We start from the raw sequence: 16474 nt of genomic DNA, 5'->3' as shown, positions 1-16474 counted from the left end.
CGGCGTCGTTCGTCACAGCCGGGCCCCCACGGCCGCGAGGAACGTGCGGAACTTGGCGGCCGTCTCGCGGGTCTCGGCCTCCGGCTCGGAGGCGGCGACGACGCCCGCGCCCGCGTAGAGCCGCAGGGAGCGCTCCTCGGCCTCGGCGCAGCGGATGGTGACGACCCACTCGCCGTCGCCGCTCGCGTCGCCCCAGCCGATCATGCCGGTGAAGAAGCCCCGGTCGAAGGGCTCGGTCTCGCGGATGACCTCGCGGGCCAGTGGGGTGGGCGTGCCGCACACCGCCGGGGTGGGGTGCAGGGCGAGTCCGAGGTCGAGCGCCGAGGTGGCAGGGGAGGCGAGGGTGCCGGTGACGGTGGTGGAGAGGTGCCACATGGTGGCGGTGCGGATCAGGGTGGGCCCGGCGGGGACGACGAGTTCGGCGCAGTACGGGGCGAGGGCCTGGTGGACGGCGTCGACGACGACGGCGTGCTCGTGCAGGTCCTTGGCGGACTCCAGGAGAGCGGCGGCGCGCCGGACGTCCTCGGCGAGGTCGTCGCTGCGCGGGGTGGAGCCGGCCAGCGGGTTGGCGACGACCCGGGTGCCGTGGCGGGAGACCAGGAGTTCGGGGCTGGCGCCGATCAGGGTGCGGCCGGGGGCCGTGGGCAGCGCGAAGGTGTAGCCGTTGGGGTCGCGGCGGGCCAGGCGCTGGAGCATGGCGGGCAGGTCCAGCGGCTCGGGCGCGGTCAGTTCGAGGGTGCGGGCGAGCACGACCTTGCTGAACTCGCCGCGCCACATGCGCTCGACGGCGGCGGCGACCCCGGCTCCGTACTCCTCGGGCGCCGGGACCTGGCGCAGCTGCCAGTCGACGTCCTCGGGCGCGTCGGCGGGCAGCGCGATGAGCGGGTCCGCGGCCAGCGGCGGGGCGGTGCGCACCCGGTCGGGTATCGCCAGGGCGGCCGGGGCCGTGTGGTCGAAGGCGATGGCGCCCATGACCGGGGCGTGGTGGCCCTGGGCCTTGGCGCGGGCCAGGGTGTCGGCGACGCGCTCGCCCAACGGGCGCTCGTCGTGCGGGACTTCGCTGTGCACGCCGTGCCCGACGAGGGTGCGGGTGGGCGTGCCGAGGAAGCGCGCGCCGGGACGGTAGTCCGCCATGAGGGTGGTGGCGGCGCCTACGGCCGGGTGGGCCGGTTCGGCGAGGGGGACGTGCGTGGCGACATCGGGTGCCGTCGACACCGGGGGCTCCAATTCTCGGGTGGACCCGCGCCCGGAGGGGTGCGCGCGGGGTGGTGCGGGGTGCTGGCGGGGCTGGTTGGTGCTCGCGGGGAGGCGCGCGGGGTCAGCGCAGGGTGGCGCCGCCGTCGACGTACAGCTCCTGCATCGTGATGTGGCGGGCGCGGTCGGAGGCGAGGAAGACGACCGCTTCCGCGATGTCCCCCGGGTCGGCGATGCGCCCGAGGGGGATGCCGGTGCGGTACGTGGCGGGGTCGCCGTCGATCACGCGGCGCGGGGCCTCGTCGTCGGCCCACAGGGCGCGCTGCATCGCCGTGTCGGTGGATCCGGGGGCGATGACGTTGCAGCGCACGCCGGTGCGGGCGAGTTCGAGGCCGAGGCACTTGGTGTAGGCGTGGGCCGCGGCCTTGGAGGCGGCGTAGGCGGCCATGCCGGTGCGGGGGATCCCGGCGGCGTTGGAGCCGACGGTGACGATGGACCCGCTGCCGCGCGGGCGCATCCGGGCGGCGGCCGCGCGCGAGGTGTTCATGACGCCGGTGGCGTTCACCGCGAAGGTGTCGGCCCAGTCCCGGTCGGTGACTTCGGCGGCGTGGCCGGGGCGCAGCACGCCCGCGACGTTGACGAGGACGGCGAGCGGGCCGTGGGTGTCCTCGACCCAGCCGACGGTGTCCTCCACGGCCGCCGCGTCGGCGACGTCCATGACCCTGGCGGTGATGGCGCCGGGCGCCGAGCCGCCGTCCTTGGCGCGCCGTTCGGCCCAGTCGGCGGCGAGCGCGTCGATGCCGCGGGCGTCCCGGTCGGTGGCGACGACGTGGGCGCCCCGGGCCGCGAGGGCCTCCGCGACGGCGCCGCCTATGCCCTGTCCGGCTCCGGTCACGAGCGCGGTGCGACCGGCGAACTCGGCGTCGCCGGCCGGTATGTGCTCAGGCATGAGCGACCTCCCTGTTGTTAGGTGAGCCTAACCTAATGCACAGACGATGCCCAGTCCGCACGCTCCGGCGACCACGGGGCGAACACCCGGCGAGCGTTCCGGTGAGCGACCGGGCGACCCGAGGGGCGATCCGGGCGCGCACCGGAGGCGATCCGGAAGTCATCCGGGGAGCGATCCGGGGAGCGCGCCGCACGCACAAAAGGTTAGGCTAGCCTCACCTTATGCAGATCCAGCGCGAGGACACGCCGGGACCTTCGTCCCAACGACCCCTCTCTTCGGGGGTGTTGACGAACGAACCCGAGGCGTACGAGAACGCGGCCGTACCCGAGCCGTACCCGGGGTCCCCGGAGGCCGCGCCGGCCGACGGCTCGCGCCGCACCGTGACCCTCGCGGTCCTCGGCTTCTCGCTCGCCGTACTCGCGCTGTTCGTCCTCTCCTTGAGCGTCGGCGCGGGCGAAGTCGGCCCCTCCGGCGTCCTGGACTACCTCCTCGACCGGCACGGCGCCCGCGCCGACGCCCGGCTCTCCCTCGTCGTCGGGGACCTGCGCCTGCCGCGCACCTTCACCGCGCTCCTGGTGGGCGCCGCGCTGGGCGTGGCGGGCTGCCTCCTGCAGGCCGTCACCCGCAACCCGCTGGCCGAGACCGGACTCCTCGGCGTCAACGCGGGTGCCTCGCTCGGCGTCGTCGCGGGCATCGCGCTGCTCGGCCTCGACTCCGGCTTCGCCTACCTGGTCTGCGCCTTCACCGGCGCGGTCGTGGCCAGCGGCCTGGTGCTGCTGGTCTCCGGCCGCAGGGGCGGCGGTTCACCGATGCGCCTGGTCCTCGCCGGATCCGCGCTCGGCGCCACCTTCGGCGGTCTGACCAGCGTCATCGTGGTCAACTCGGCGGAGACGTACGACCGCTTCCGGTTCTGGGTGCTCGGCTCCCTCGCGGGCGTCGAGGGCTTCGGCGAACTGGCCCGCCTCGCCCCCGTCCTGGCCGTCGGCTTCCTCGTCGCCCTGCTGGTCGTCCGCCCGCTGTCCGCGCTCGCGCTCGGCGACGACCTGGCCCGCAGCCTCGGCCACCGCCCGCCCCTGATCCGTACCGTCGTCGCCGCGGGCGTCACCCTGCTCACCGCCGCCGCCGTCGCCCTCGCTGGCCCCATCTCCTTCCTCGGGCTGCTCGCCGGCTTCCTCGCCCGCTCGCTGACCGGCACCCGCCTGGGCGCCCGGCTGCTGCTCGCCGGGCTGATCGGCGGCTGCGTCCTGACCGTCTCCGACGTCGCGGCCCGCGTGGTCTCCCGCCCCTTCGAGGCGCCCGTCTCCGTGATCGTGGCCCTGATCGGCGCCCCCGTCCTCATCGGCATCGTCCGCTCCCGCCACCTCGCGGCCATGGGCATGACCGACCCGGCCACCGCCGAGCGCCCCGCGGGCCCCGGCCGCCGCCTGCTGCCGCTCCCCCGCCGCGCGCCACGCCGCCCGCGCTCCGGCGAACCACTGGTGGTGCGTGGCGGCCCGCTGTCCTTCCTGGTCAACCGGCGGGCCGCGATCGCCTCGCTCGGCCTGGCCGCCGCACTGCTCGTCGCCGTCACGCTCTCCGCGTACGCGGGCCAGAGCGAGATGAGCGTGGAGCGCACCTTCCAGGCGGTGTTCGGGCAGGGCGACCGCTTCGACGTGCTCCTGGTGCAGAAGTTCCGCCTCGGCCGGATAGTGGCCGGGCTGGCCGCGGGCGCGGCGCTCGGCCTGGCCGGGTGCCTGACCCAGACGCTGGCCCGCAACCGGCTCGCCACCCCCGAACTCCTCGGCGTCAACGACGGCGCCACCGCGGCCGTCCTGCTCTCCGTCTCGCTCAGCGCGAGCGGCACCTTCGGCGCCTGGTGGGCGGGCCCGATCGGCGCGCTCGTCGCGGTGCTGGTCGTCACCGCCGTCTCCGGCGGGCTCGGCCAGCGCGGCTACCGGGTGCTCGTCGTCGGCCTCGCCATGTCCGCGCTGGCCTCCGCCGCCACCCAGGTCGTCCTGTCGCGGCGGTCCCTCAACTCCGCCAGTTCGCTGTACGTGTGGACCTCGGGCAGCCTCAACGGCCGGGGCTACGACGTCGCCGTCCCCGTCCTGGTCGGCCTCGCCGTCCTCGTACCGCTCGCCCTGGCCGCCGCCCGCCACCTCGCCGTCCTCCGCTTCGACGACGCCAGCGCCTCCTCCCTCGGCGCGGTCCCCGGCCGCACCCGGGTCCTGTGCATGCTGCTCGCGGTGGCGCTCGCGGGCCTGGCCGTCGGCATCTGCGGGCCCGTCGGGTTCGTGGCCCTGGCCTCCCCGGTCATCGCCTCGCGCCTGGCCGGGCCCCAGCGGGTGCCGCTGCTCGGCTCGATGCTGACCGGGGCGCTGCTCGTGGTGGCCGCGGACACGGTGGGCCGGATCGTCTTCTCCGGCACCGAACTCCCCGTCGGCATCGTCACCACCGTCCTGGGCGGCCCCTTCCTGCTGTGGGTGCTGCTGGGGCGCTCGGCGGCGACGCGGGTCTGAGTCCTCCTGAGACCAAGTTCGGGTCTGAGGCCCCATGAGACCCGTACGGCCGCCCTGAGTCCCCATCAGACCCGTACGGGCCCCTGGGCCCCGCATCACCGCCCGCCCCGCCGGCCCCCTCCCCCTGGCACCGCACCGATCCGAGAGGTACGAACCCCATGACCGCACTCCGCAGCCCCCTCCTCAGGGCCCTCGCCGACGGCGTGAGCGGCGGGGTGCCGGGCGCCGAGGAGCAGTTCTGGCTCCGCGTCGAGGCGCTGGGCACCCCGCTCGTCGAGCCCGATCCCGAGGGCGCGGCCGACCACCGGCTGGTCACCTTCCTGTGGCGGGACGACCCCGCGCACCCCGCCACCGACGTGCTCGCCCTGGTCCACACGGTCACCGACCGCGACCGCCACGCGGGGGACCTGGCCCCGCACCTGATGCGGCGGCTCCCGGACACCTCGGTGTGGGCGATCGAGCACCGGCTGCGGGCCGACCACCGGGCCTCGTACCAGTTCCACCCCGGCCACGGCGGGCGCGAGGAGATCCTGCGCACCGACCGGGACGCCTGGCTGGGCGTGCTCGACCGGGCGCTGCCCGACCCGCTCAACCGGGAGCCCGCGCTGCCCTCGCGCGACGGCCGCTCCCCCGCCTCCGTGGTGTCGCTGCCCGACTCCCCCGCCCAGCCGCACGCGGCGCGCCGACCCGGCATCGCGCGCGGCGCCCTGCGCACGGCGAGCGTCGACGGCCGCACCCTCCAGGTGCACCTGCCGCCGGGCCACGACCCGGCGGGCGGCCCCTACCCGGTCGCGGTGCTGCTCGACGGCGAGATGTGGGGTCCGGTGCTCGGCGTGGGCGACATGCTGGACGGGCTGTACGCCGACGGCGCGCTGGCACCGGCCGTGACCCTGCTCGTGGACACCATGGGCAACCGGATGGTGGACCTCAGCTGCAACGGCGGCTTCGTCGACTGGCTCGCGGACACCCTGCTGCCCTGGGCGGCCACGGAGTTCGGGGCCTCGCGCGAGCCGGCGCGCACGGTCGTCGCCGGGCAGAGCGCGGGCGGCCTCACCGCCGCCTTCGCCGCCCACCGCCGCCCCGACCGCTTCGGCCTCGCCCTGTCGCAGTCGGGCTCCTTCTGGTGGCCGGACGACCCGGAGCTGGGCGCGGAGTGGCTGACGCGGCAGTACGCGGAGTCCGAGCGCCGCCCGGTCCGGCTGCACCTGGAGGTCGGCCTCCAGGAGTGGATGCTCCTCGGCGAGAACCGCCGCCTGCGCGACGTGCTGCGGACCAGGGGCTACGACTTCTCGTACGAGGAGTTCAACGGCGGCCACGACTACGCCTGCTGGCGCGGCGGCCTCGCGTCGGGGCTGGTGCGGCTACTGGGGGCTTGAGGGGAGGCGGGGCGCGGAGGGGGCGGGTCCGCCCGCTCTATCGCCAATCCGCGTTGTTCCTAGAATGGCCGCGTGAAGGACATCGACGCGATCGCGGCGCTCCAGGACCCGGTCCGGCGCCGCCTGTACGAGTACGTGGCCGCCCAGGGCCGCGAGGTCGGCCGGAACGAGGCCGCCGAGGCGGCCGGGGTGGCCCGGACCCTGGCCGCGCACCACCTGGACAAGCTGACCGACGCCGGTCTGCTGGAGAGCGGCAGCCGCCGCCTGACCGGCCGCTCGGGCCCCGGCGCGGGCCGGCCGGCCAAGGTGTACACGCGGTCGCGGGACGAGCGGTCCTTCTCGCTGCCCGCGCGCGACTACCGCACGGCCGCCGAGCTGCTCGCCGAGACGGCCGAGGCCGCGGGCCTCGACGCCGAACTCCGCGCCGCCGCCCGCCGCCGGGGCGAGGCCCTGCGCGCCTCGGCGGCGCCCTGCGCCGATCTGGACCGCGCCGCGGAACTCCTGGCCGCGCGGGGCTACGAGCCCCACCGCGAGGAGTCCGCGGACACCGGGATGCCCGCCGTCCGGCTGCGCAACTGCCCCTTCCACGCCGTGGCCGAGAGCCACCCGCCCCTGGTCTGCGGCATGAACCTGGCACTCCTGGAGGGCCTGTTGGGCACGGACGGGCCGGTGCGCGCCCGGATGGACGCGCGGCCGGGCGAGTGCTGCGTGGTGGTCGAGCCGGTCGAGGTTTCTAAAAACTAACTTCATTGACATAGAAAAGCGGGTCGTGCTGGGATGGCGGCATGACCTCGCTCACGCCTGCCGCCCACCTGGCCCAGCTGAACGTCGCGACCCTCCTGCACCCCCTCGACCACCCACGCCTCGCCCCGTTCGTCGACAACCTCGCGGCCGTCAACGCGGCGGCAGACGCGACCCCCGGGTTCGTCTGGCGACTCGTGGAGGAGGGGGCGACGGACGCGACGGGGCTGCGCCCGGCGGGCGAGGACTTCATGGTCAACCTGTCGACGTGGGAGTCGCAGGAGGCGCTGTGGGACTTCACCTACCGCAGCGGCCACCTCGAAGTCCTGAGCAAGCGGCGGGACTTCTTCGTCAGGCCGACTCAGCCCCACCTGGTGCTCTGGTGGGTGCCCGCCGGCCACGTACCCACGATCGAGGAGGCGCTGGAGCGGCTGGCCGACCTGAGGGCCAACGGGCCGTCCCCGCGCGCCTTCACCTTCTCCTCGTCGTACACCGCGGCCGAGTGGGCGAGCGCGGTCACCGCGTCCTGAGAAAGCACGCCTGAGCATGACGTGTCCCGAGGACGGCACGGCGAAGGGCCCCGTACGCATCACGCGCACGGGGCCCTCGCCCAACACCCGGCTCACACCGCCGGCTTCGCCTCCACTGCTTCCGCCCCCTCGTCGTCATCGTCGTCGCCCTCGTCGTCGAAGGGCGGCGGCCCCGGCGCCGTCGCCGGAAGGCGCAGCGCCACCAGGGTGCCCAGGGCGATCAGCGCGGCCGTGACCCAGACGGCGGTCCGGAAGGGGCCCGGGTCCACCTCCCCCACGGTGTGCGCGCCGCCGCCGACGACGCCCGCGCACAGTGCGATCCCCAGGGCGCCGCCCAGGGTCCGTACGATCTGGAACAGGCCCATGGCCTGGCCCATGTCGGGCGGCGCGACCGTCTCGAACCCGGCCAGCTGCACCGTGAGGACCGCCGTGCCGAGCACCAGGCCGATGGCGAACATCAGCGCCCTGACCACCCACGCGTTCTCCGCCACGCCCGGCACCGCGAGCGCCCCGAACACCACCGCCGCCAAGGGCAGCGCCAGGGCCGTCAGACGGCGCGGGCCGAGCCGGGGCAGCAGCCGGTCGACCGCCTGCGAGGCCAGCATCAGGCCGACCGCCTCGGGGAACACACTCAGTCCCGCGTCCAGGGCCGAGGCGCCCAGGGCCGCCTGGAACAGCAGCGGCAGCACGAACAGCACGCCCATCAGCCCCGCGGCCGTCAGCGCGGCGAGTACCGAGGCGGTGCCGTAGTAGCGGTCGGCGAACAGCCTGATCCGCAACAAGGGCTGCGGCGCGCGCAGTTGGTGGGTCACGGCGAAGGCGAGGAGTGCCACGCCGACGACCGCCGAGACCAGGACGGCGGGCGCGGTCCAGCCGCGCGAGGGCCCGAACCCTAGCGCGTACGTGAGCAGTCCGAGCGCGGGCGTGGCCAGCCAGAAGCCGGTGCGGTCGAAGGGCACGTCCGCGCCCTCCACGTGCTCGCGCAGCCCGATCGCGCCGATGGCCACGGCGACCGCGCCGACCGGCACGTTCACGAAGAACAGCCAGTGCCAGGAGGCGTGTTCGGTGAGCAGGCCGCCCAGCGGCGGGCCGAGGGCGGGCATCAGCGCCGTCGGCACGATGAGCACCTTGGACAGCTTCGACCGCTCGTGCGGGGCGAACGCCCGGAACAGCAGCGTCATGCCGACCGGGGTCAGCAGGCCGCCCGCCAGGCCCTGGAGGGTCCTGGCGACGACCAGCGTCACCAGGTCGGGGGCGAGGCCGCACACCGCGGAGGCGACCGTGAACGCGCTCAGGGCAGCGAGGAAGACCCGCTTGGTGCCGTAGCGGTCGCCGAGCCAGCCGGCCACCGGCAGGCCGACGGCGAGCGCGACCAGGAAGGCCGTCTCGACGGTGTTGGCCGCCGAGACGGGCTGGCCGAAGTCTCCCGCGATGGTGAACAGGGCCGGGTTGACGATCGTCGAGTCCAGGCCGTTCATGCACATCGCGGCCGTGTAGACGAGGACGACGGCGAGCTTGGGCCGGATGCGCGGCTTCACCACGAGGTCGCTCACGGGGTGGGCGCCTCGGCGGCGCGCCGCGTGATCCAGTCGAGGGCGTCATGGCGCTCGACCGGACCGTGCACGGCGTGCCAGCCCTCGGGCACGTCGGCGAACAGCGGCCACAGGGACACGTCCGCGCGGTCGTTGGCCAGGACGAGGAACTGCCCCGGCGCGTCAAAGGGATTGGCGGGCGCCCCGCTGTTGGTGGCCATCGGTGTCACTTCTCCAGCTCGGTCAGTCGGTCGGCGACCACGCGGGCGATGTGCGTGATCGGCTCGGGCAGGGTCATGTCCTTGTGCGAGCAGGCGACGTCGGTGTTGTCGATGCGCCCGCGGACGTAGGGGGTCCAGGTGTCGGGGGTGAGCGCGTCGTCGATGGTGTCGACGGTGGCGCGGAAGAACAGCACGTCTGCGTCGAGGACCCGGTGGTCGTAGGCCCGTACGAGGTGGTTGACGTGCAGGTAGATCTCGCGCAGCGCGTCGAAGGTGGACGTCTCCAGGGAGGCCAGCGGGCTGCCCTCGCGGCGCAGTACGTCGATGACGCCCGGCAGGGTGAGTGCGGCGCCGTCCAGGGTGTCGGGGCCGTAACCGCCCATGGTGAGCAGGGATTCGAGCGCTTCCGCGTCGTCGGGGACGGGCAGCTCGCGGAACCCCTCGGCCGGGTAGGCGTCGAGGACGGCGAGCAACTCGACCTGCTGGCCCGCCTCTTCGAGGTGGGCGGCCATCGCGTGGGCGATGATCCCGCCGGTGGACCAGCCGAGCAGGCGGTACGGCCCGGCGGGCTGCACCTCGCGGACGCGGGCGACGTAGTGGGCGGCCAGCTCCTCCAGGGTGGTGGGCAGCGGCTCGCCCTGGGTGGCGGGCCCGATGCCCTGGGCCTGGAGGCCGTAGAGGGGCACGTCGGCGGGCAGGTGGCGGATGAGCCCGGCGTAGCACCACGCGAGTCCGCCCGCCGGGTGGACGGCGAAGACGGGTGAGCGGTCGCCGGGGCGGGCCGGGCGCAGCGGCAGCAGCACGTCGAGCGGGTCGTCGTGGCGCACCGCGTCCAGGGCCGCGTCGAGCGCCGCCGGGCTGGGCGACTGGAAGACGGTGCTGATGGACACCTCGGCCCCGAGCGCCGCCTTGACGCGCTCGGCGAGGCGCACGGCGAGCAGCGAGTGGCCGCCCAGGTCGAAGAAGTTGTCGTCCACGCCCACGCGTTCGGCGCCGAGGACCTCGGCGAACAGGGCGCACAGCTGCTCCTCGCGCGGGGTGCGCGGGGCCCGTCCTGCGCCGGTGCCGGCAGGGCGATCGGGGGCGGGCAGGGCCTTGCGGTCCAGCTTGCCGTTGTTGGTGAGGGGCAGCCGGTCGACCAGCACGACGGCCGACGGGACCATGTGGACGGGCAGTTCGCGGGCGGCGTGCTCGCGCAGGTCGGCGCCGGTGGTGCCGGTGCCGGGCGCGGGGACGGCGTAGCCGACGAGGCGACGGTCGCCGGGGGTGTCCTCGCGGACGATGACGGCGACGTCGGAGACGGCCTCGTGGCCCGCCAACACGGCCTCGATCTCGCCGAGTTCGATACGGAAGCCGCGTATCTTCACCTGCTGGTCGGCGCGGCCGAAGTACTCCAGGGTGCCGTCGGCGCGGCGCCGGGCGAGGTCGCCGGAGCGGTACATGCGGACGCCGGACTCCCCGAAGAGGTGGGCGTGCGGGTCGGCGACGAAGCGGGTGGCGGTGAGGTCGGGGCGGCCGAGGTAGCCCTTGGCGAGGCCTTCTCCGGCGACGTACATCTCGCCGGTGACGCCGGGCGGCACGGGCTGGAGGTGCGCGTCGAGGACGTAGACGCGCAGGTCGGGGATGGGGACACCGATGGTGCTCGACGTGGACGCCGCGGCCGTGTCGCGGTCGAGGGCGAAGTGGGTGACGTGCACGGTGGTCTCGGTGATGCCGTACATGTTGACGAGGACGGGCGCGTCGTCGGCGTGCCGGTCGTACCAGTCGTCCAGGCGCCCGAGTTCGAGCGCCTCGCCGCCGAACACCACGTACCGCAGGGCGAGTTCGGTGTCGTCCTCGCGGTCGGCTGCGGCTAGCTGGTAGAAGGCCGAGGGCGTCTGGTTGAGGACGGTGACCCGTTCCTCGGCGAGCAGCCGGCGGAAGGCGTGCGGGTCGCGGCTGGTCAGGTGCGGTACGACGACGACCTTGCCGCCGTAGAGGAGCGCGCCCCACAACTCCCAGACGGAGAAGTCGAAGGCGTACGAGTGGAAGAGCGTCCACACGTCGTCGGCGCCGAAGCCGAACCAGTGGTCGGTGGAGGTGAACAGGCGCGTGACGTTGTGGTGGGAGACCAGGACGCCCTTGGGACGGCCGGTGGACCCCGAGGTGTAGATGACGTACGCGGGGTCCTGCGGGTCCAGCGGCCGGGTGCGCTCGTGCTGGGCCAGCGGTCCGGCCGGGTGGGCGTCGGCCGCGGCGCCGTCGACGGTGATCAGGGGCAGGTCGTGCCCGGGCAGCCGCGGCGCGGTGGCCGTGTCGGTGATCAGGGCGGCGGGGGCGGCGTCCTGGAGCATGTACGCGAGGCGGTCGGCCGGGTAGTCCGGGTCGAGCGGCAGGTAGGCGGCGCCCGCGAGGGACACCGCGAGGAGTCCGGTGACCAGGTCCGTGGAGCGGGGCAGCGCGAGGGCGACGATGCGCCCGGGACCGATGCCCTGCGCGGCGAGCAGCCGCGCCAACTGCTGGGCGCGCTGGGAGAGTTCGGCGTACGTGAGAGTGGTGCCGTCGTAGCTGACGGCGACCCGGCCGGGGTGGCGGGCCGCGGCCTCCTCATATACCTCGGCGAGGGTGCGGGGGGTGGTGGCGACCTGGTGCGCGGCGCCCGGTGCGTCCGGTGCGGTGGGCGGGGTGGGCGGGGTGGGGGCCGTGGTGGTCGGCCGGGTGCGGTCCGCTTCGGACAGCGGGGCCTGGGCCGGGGCGGACAGCGCGGTGCGGTACTCGTCCTCGTCGAGGAGCGGGAGCAGGCCGATCGGGGTGGCGGGGGCGTGCGCGGCCGCGGTGAGGAGCCGGGCGAGGCGCTCGGAGAGGGCCTGGACGGTGGCGCGGTCGAAGAGGTCCGTGCGGAACTCGATGAATCCGCCGATGCCGCCGCCGGGCAGTTCGCCGGCGTTGAGGGTGAGGTCGAACTTGGCGGTGCCGGAGGGGGTGGCGCCCATGCGCGCCTTGACCCCGGGGCCGAGGGCGAACTGGGCGTCGGGCAGCGACTGCCAGGCCAGCATCGTCTGGAACAGCGGGTGGCGGGCGAGCGAGCGCGCCGGGTTGAGGTGCTCCACCAGGTGGTCGAAGGGCAGCGCGTCGTGCTCGTGGGCGCCCAGGGTCACCGCCCTGACCCGGTCCAGGAGTTCGGCGAAGGCGGGGTCGCCCGAGGTGTCGTTGCGCAGGACCACGGTGTTGGTGAAGAAGCCGACGAGCCCCGCGGTGGTGTCGTCGTCGCGGCCGGCGACGGGGGTGCCGAGGGGGATGTCGGTGCCGCAGCCGTGCCGGGTGAGCAGGGTGGCGAGCCCGGCCTGGACGGCCATGTAGACGCTGGCGCCGTGGTCGAGGGCGAGGCGGCGCAGCGCGTCGTGGGCGGCGGCGTCCAGGGCGAAGGGGACGGTGTCCCCGTGGTGGGAGGTGAGGGCGGGCCGGGGCCGGTCGGTGGGCAGTTCGAGCTGGTCGGGCAGGCCGGCGAGGGTCTGCTTCCAGTACGCGAGCTGGGTGCGGGCGAGGTCGGTGGGCTCGCTGGTGGTGCCGAGCAGCCGCTGCTGGTGGGCGGCGTGGTCCACGTACTGCACGGGCAGCGGGGCGAAGCCGGGCACGCGGCCGGCGGCACGGTCGCCGTAGGCGGTGGCCAGGTCGCGGGCGAGGGGGGTGGTGGAGGCGCCGTCGCCGGCGATGTGGTGCAGGAGGACGAGGAGCGTGTGGCGCTGCTCGGCGTCCTGCGGCTCCGGGGCGTGCGGGGGCTTCGGGGCGTGCGGGAGCTCCGAGGCATGTCGGAAGAGGGTGGCGCGCAGGGGTGGTTCGGCGGCCAGGTCGAAGCTGTGGCGTACCGCGTCGCGCAGGGTGAGGCCGGGGGCGGCGCGGTGCAGCACGGGCTTGGCCAGCGGGTCCTCCGCGTCGAGTATGCGCTGGTGGGGGCCGGTGGCAGCGGACGCGTCGAGGCCGTTGTCCGCGGCGTTGTCAGTGGTCGGATATACGGTGCGAAGAGTCTCGTGGCGCGCCGCCAGGTCGTGCAGGGCGAGCTGCAGCGCGTCCGTGTCCAGGGGCCCTTCGAGGTCGAGGATGAGGGGGATGTTGTAGGTGGGGCTGGGGCCTTCGAGACGGTGCAGGAACCAGAGCCGCTGCTGGGCGGGTGACAGGGGGAGGTGTTCGGTGCGGGGGACGCGCGCGAGGGGTGGTGCGGGGGTGCCGGAGGTGTCCGGCTCCTGGGCCGATATCAGTGCCGCGATACCGGCGGGCGTGGGCTGACGGAAGACGTCGGCGATGCCGAGTTCGACGCCGAGCGCGGTGCGCACGCGGGCGGCGAGGCGGGCCGCGAGCAGGGAGTGGCCGCCGAGGTCGAAGAAGCCGGTGTCGGGGGCGGGTGAGGCGTCCAGGCCGAGGAGTTCGGCGAAGAGGTCGGCGACCGTGTCGGTGTGCGGGGGCAGGTCCGCGCGGGCGGCCGGTGTGGTGGGGGCCGTCTCGGGGTCGGGCAGCGCGCGCTGGTCGAGCTTGTCGTTGGCGGTGCGCGGCAGGGCGTCGAGCAGGGTGACGGCGGCCGGGACCATGTGCGCGGGCAGGGCTGCCCCGAGGTGGGCGTGCAGGGCGGCCGGGTCGGCGGTGGTGCCGGGGTGCGGGACGGCGTAGGCGAGCAGGCGCTTGCCGACGGCGGTGTCGCGGACGATGACGGCGGCCTGGGCGACGTCGGGGTGGGCGGCCAGGACGGCGTGCACCTCGCCGGGCTCGATGCGGAAGCCGCGGATCTTGACCTGGTCGTCGGTGCGGCCGAGGAACTCCAGCGCGCCGTCGGGGCGTCGGCGCACCAGGTCGCCGGTGCGGTACATGCGTCCGCCGCTCTCGCCGTGCAGCGCGGCGAACGGGTCGGCGACGAACCGTTCGGCGGTCAGGTCGGGGCGTCCCAGGTAGCCGAGCGCCAGGCAGGCTCCGGCGACGTACAGCTCGCCGGGGACGTCGTCGGGGGCGGGGCGCAGGCTGTGGTCGAGGACGTACGCGCGAGAGGCGCGCACGGGGAAGCCGTGGCCGTCGGGGCCGGTCCAGTAGTAGGCGTCGACGGTGGTCTCGGTGGGGCCGTAGAGGTTGACGGCGTGCAGGCCGTCGACGGCGGTCAGCCGCTGCCAGAGGGCGGCCGGGACGGCCTCGCCGCCGACGACCATGACGGCGGGGTGGTGGCGGTGCTCGTCGAGGAGTCCCTCGGCGAGGAGGGCTTCGGCATAGGAGGGGGTGACGTCGAGGTAGTCGACGCGGTGGGTGTCCACGTACGCGGCGAGGGCGGCCGGGTCGCGGTAGGTGGCGTCGTCGAGCAGGTGCAGCTCGTGGCCGTGGACCATCCAGAGCAGCGGGTCCCAGGAGGCGTCGAAGGCGAACGAGGCGCTGTGGGCGACCCGCAGGCGGGAGCGCCCGGTGCGGGCCACGGCGGGCTCGATGTGGTCGGTGGCGTGTCCGGCGAGCAGGTTGGCCAGCGAGCCGTGGGCGACCAGGACGCCCTTGGGGCGGCCGGTGGAGCCGGAGGTGTGGATGACGTACGCCGGATCCTCGGGGGTCGCCTCGGCGGGCGGCGCGTCGGCGGGGGCCCCGGCGAGGGCGGCGCGGGTGGCCCCGGAGTCGAGGGCGAGGACCGGGAGTCCGTGCTCGGGCAGCGCGGCGAGGGTGGCGGCGGTGCCGACGACGCAGCCGGGCCGCGCGTCCTGGAGGAGGGCGAGGGTGCGGGCCGGGGGGTGGTGCAGGTCGAGGGGCTGGCAGACGCCGCGGGCCTTGAGGACGGCGAGCAAGGCGACCGGCATGTCGGCGCCGCGCGGCAGGGCCAGGGCGACGGGGGTGCCGGGGGTGATGCCGTGGGCGACGAGGTGGTGGGCGAGGCGGTTGGCGGCGGCGTCGAGCCCGGCGAAGGTGAGCGTGCCGTCGGCGGCGCGGACGGCGGTCTCGTCGGGGGTGCGGGCGGCCTGGGCGGCGAGGGCCGCCGGGACGGTGGCCGGGGCGGCGGGCTCGGTGCGCCCGGCGGTGGCCCGCAGCAGCTGGTCGGCGTCGAGGAGGTCGAGGGTGCCCAGGGGGCGGTCGGGGTCGGTGAGGAGGAGGTCAGTGAGGTTGTCGAGGTAGGTGAGGAAGGTGGTGCGGTGGCCGAGGAGTTCGTCGTACGCGTAGCGCTGGGGGTGGGCGTCGAAGGTGAGGCGCAGGGCGCCGTCGCGGGTGGGCGCGGCACCGATGGCGACGTCCTCGACGGGACCGGCGGCCAGGTTGCGCACGGTGCCGGGGAGTCCGGCGAAGTCCAGGTCGGCGTCGAAGGGCTTGATGTTGACCATGGGGCCGGTCAGTTGGTCCGCGGCGGTGGAGAGGCCGAGGTCGCGGCGGAGGTCGGCCTGGGGGTAGCGCTGGTGGCGGCGGACGGCGCGGATCTCCAGGACGACGCGGCGCAGGAGGGCGGCGGCGGTGTCGTCGGGGCGGGCGGCGACGCGGAGCGGCAGGACGTTGACCGTCATGGCGGGGGTGCGCAGGGCGGCGGGGCCCCTGCGGTTGGTCAGCGGGAGTCCGAGGACGACGTCCTCGGCGCCGGTGATCCGGTGGAGGTGTCCGGCGACGGCGGCGATGACGAGTTCGGCCCAGGTGGCCTTGGCGGCGTTCGCGGCCTTGGTGAGGCGGTCGAGGGTGCCCGCGGGGAGGTCGGTGTGGCCCTTGTGGAGGTGGCCGGCGTCCTGGGCGGGCGCGGGGACGCTGCCGGTGGCGTAGGTCGCGGGTTCCCCGGCGCCCTTCATGCGCTCGGCCCAGAAGTCCCGGTCGATGGCGTGGCCCTCGCCCGCGAGGTAGGCGGCCTCCTCGGCGACGAGCTGGGCGAGGGGGACGAACTGGCAGGGCGGCAGCGCCTCTTCGGGGGTGCCGGTGGCCCCGGCCGCGTAGAGCTCGGCGACGCGGCGGCCGATGAGCTGGAGGGCGTAGGCGTCGACGGCGACGTGGTGGGCGCGCTGGTACCACCAGTGGGTGGTGTCGTCGACGCGTATCAGGGCCTGGGTCATCAGGCCGCCGTCGGCCGTCAGGTCGACGGGCCGGGTGAGGTCGGCGCGCATCCACGCCTCGGCGCGCTCGCGGGCGGTGGTGGCCAGGCCCGGAGAGCCCGGGGAGTCGGGGGAATCCGGGGTGGTGGCGCGCAGGTCGAGGAGCAGGACCTCGTCCTCGCGGACGGGGCGGACGCTCTGGACGGGCTCGCCGTCGGCCTCGTCCACCAGCAGGCGCAGGGTGTCTGCTTCGGCGACGGTCCGGTTCAGGGCCCGCAGGAACAGCGCCTGGTCCAGCGGTCCGTCGATCTCCACCACGTCGGCGGTGTTGAGCGCCGTGCCGTCACCGGCCAGCTGGTGGGCGAAGTGGACACCGGCCTGCGCGGCGAGCAGACGGAAAGCGTCCGGACGCTGATCCAGCTGATCCATAAGTGC

9 protein-coding genes are annotated in these 16474 nt (G+C 75.2%); 4 read left to right on the top strand and 5 right to left on the bottom strand.

The window, feature by feature from the left end:
- Window positions 1-12 precede the first annotated feature (12 nt).
- Window positions 13-1215, bottom strand: a complete 1203-nt coding sequence (dhbC, locus tag ABT160_RS15945) for an isochorismate synthase DhbC (protein WP_351647861.1) — start codon at window positions 1213-1215, stop codon at window positions 13-15.
- A 103-nt stretch (window positions 1216-1318) separates the two neighbouring features.
- Window positions 1319-2143: a 2,3-dihydro-2,3-dihydroxybenzoate dehydrogenase gene (locus ABT160_RS15940; protein ID WP_351647859.1), complete on the bottom strand. Its 825-nt coding sequence runs from the start codon at window positions 2141-2143 to the stop codon at window positions 1319-1321.
- A 221-nt stretch (window positions 2144-2364) separates the two neighbouring features.
- Between ABT160_RS15940 and fhuB the strand changes: the two genes are divergently transcribed.
- The 4 genes from fhuB to ABT160_RS15920 all read left to right on the top strand — a co-directional run bounded on the left by fhuB (window position 2365) and on the right by ABT160_RS15920 (window position 7288).
- Entirely contained in the window at window positions 2365-4641 is a 2277-nt protein-coding gene (gene fhuB, locus ABT160_RS15935) for a Fe(3+)-hydroxamate ABC transporter permease FhuB (protein ID WP_502984235.1), read from the top strand.
- 158 nt (window positions 4642-4799) lie between these two features.
- On the top strand, window positions 4800-6017 hold the full coding sequence (gene fes / locus ABT160_RS15930) for an enterochelin esterase (protein ID WP_351647856.1): 1218 nt from the start codon (window positions 4800-4802) through the stop codon (window positions 6015-6017).
- Window positions 6018-6089: 72 nt separating this feature from the next.
- Window positions 6090-6761, top strand: a complete 672-nt coding sequence (locus ABT160_RS15925; protein WP_351647854.1) for a helix-turn-helix transcriptional regulator — start codon at window positions 6090-6092, stop codon at window positions 6759-6761.
- A gap of 41 nt (window positions 6762-6802) precedes the next feature.
- Complete coding sequence (locus tag ABT160_RS15920; RefSeq protein WP_351647852.1) at window positions 6803-7288, top strand: DUF3291 domain-containing protein; 486 nt, start codon at window positions 6803-6805, stop codon at window positions 7286-7288.
- Window positions 7289-7380: 92 nt separating this feature from the next.
- Here ABT160_RS15920 and ABT160_RS15915 read toward each other — a convergent pair whose 3' ends face one another.
- The 3 genes from ABT160_RS15915 to ABT160_RS15905 are packed head-to-tail and all read right to left on the bottom strand — an operon-like array spanning window position 7381 to window position 16468.
- The gene (locus ABT160_RS15915; protein WP_351647850.1) at window positions 7381-8841 is read right to left on the bottom strand and encodes a DHA2 family efflux MFS transporter permease subunit; all 1461 of its coding nucleotides are present in this window, start codon (window positions 8839-8841) and stop codon (window positions 7381-7383) included.
- Window positions 8838-9041 carry an MbtH family NRPS accessory protein gene (locus ABT160_RS15910; RefSeq protein ID WP_351647848.1) on the bottom strand — a complete coding sequence of 68 codons (204 nt, stop codon included), beginning with the start codon at window positions 9039-9041 and terminating at the stop codon, window positions 8838-8840. The genes ABT160_RS15915 and ABT160_RS15910 overlap by 4 nt, the downstream gene beginning before the upstream one ends.
- 5 nt (window positions 9042-9046) lie before the next feature.
- Complete coding sequence (locus ABT160_RS15905; protein WP_351647846.1) at window positions 9047-16468, bottom strand: non-ribosomal peptide synthetase; 7422 nt, start codon at window positions 16466-16468, stop codon at window positions 9047-9049.
- Between the last annotated feature and the right edge of the window lie 6 nt (window positions 16469-16474).

Source organism: Streptomyces sp. NPDC001941 (assembly GCF_040296945.1).
Classification (GTDB): domain Bacteria; phylum Actinomycetota; class Actinomycetes; order Streptomycetales; family Streptomycetaceae; genus Streptomyces.
Note: the sequence above shows the minus strand (reverse complement) of the source record. Positions and strands in the feature narration are given on the sequence as shown.

What these genes read in the sequence shown, in the direction of transcription:
- ABT160_RS15905 (WP_351647846.1), bottom strand. Translation starts at nt 16,468, where the DNA reads ATGGATCAGCTGGATCAGCGTCCGGACGCTTTCCGTCTGCTCGCCGCG.
- fes (WP_351647856.1), top strand. Translation starts at nt 4,800, where the DNA reads ATGACCGCACTCCGCAGCCCCCTCCTCAGGGCCCTCGCCGACGGCGTG.
- ABT160_RS15920 (WP_351647852.1), top strand. Translation starts at nt 6,803, where the DNA reads ATGACCTCGCTCACGCCTGCCGCCCACCTGGCCCAGCTGAACGTCGCG.
- ABT160_RS15910 (WP_351647848.1), bottom strand. Translation starts at nt 9,041, where the DNA reads ATGGCCACCAACAGCGGGGCGCCCGCCAATCCCTTTGACGCGCCGGGG.
- ABT160_RS15940 (WP_351647859.1), bottom strand. Translation starts at nt 2,143, where the DNA reads ATGCCTGAGCACATACCGGCCGGCGACGCCGAGTTCGCCGGTCGCACC.
- fhuB (WP_502984235.1), top strand. Translation starts at nt 2,365, where the DNA reads ATGCAGATCCAGCGCGAGGACACGCCGGGACCTTCGTCCCAACGACCC.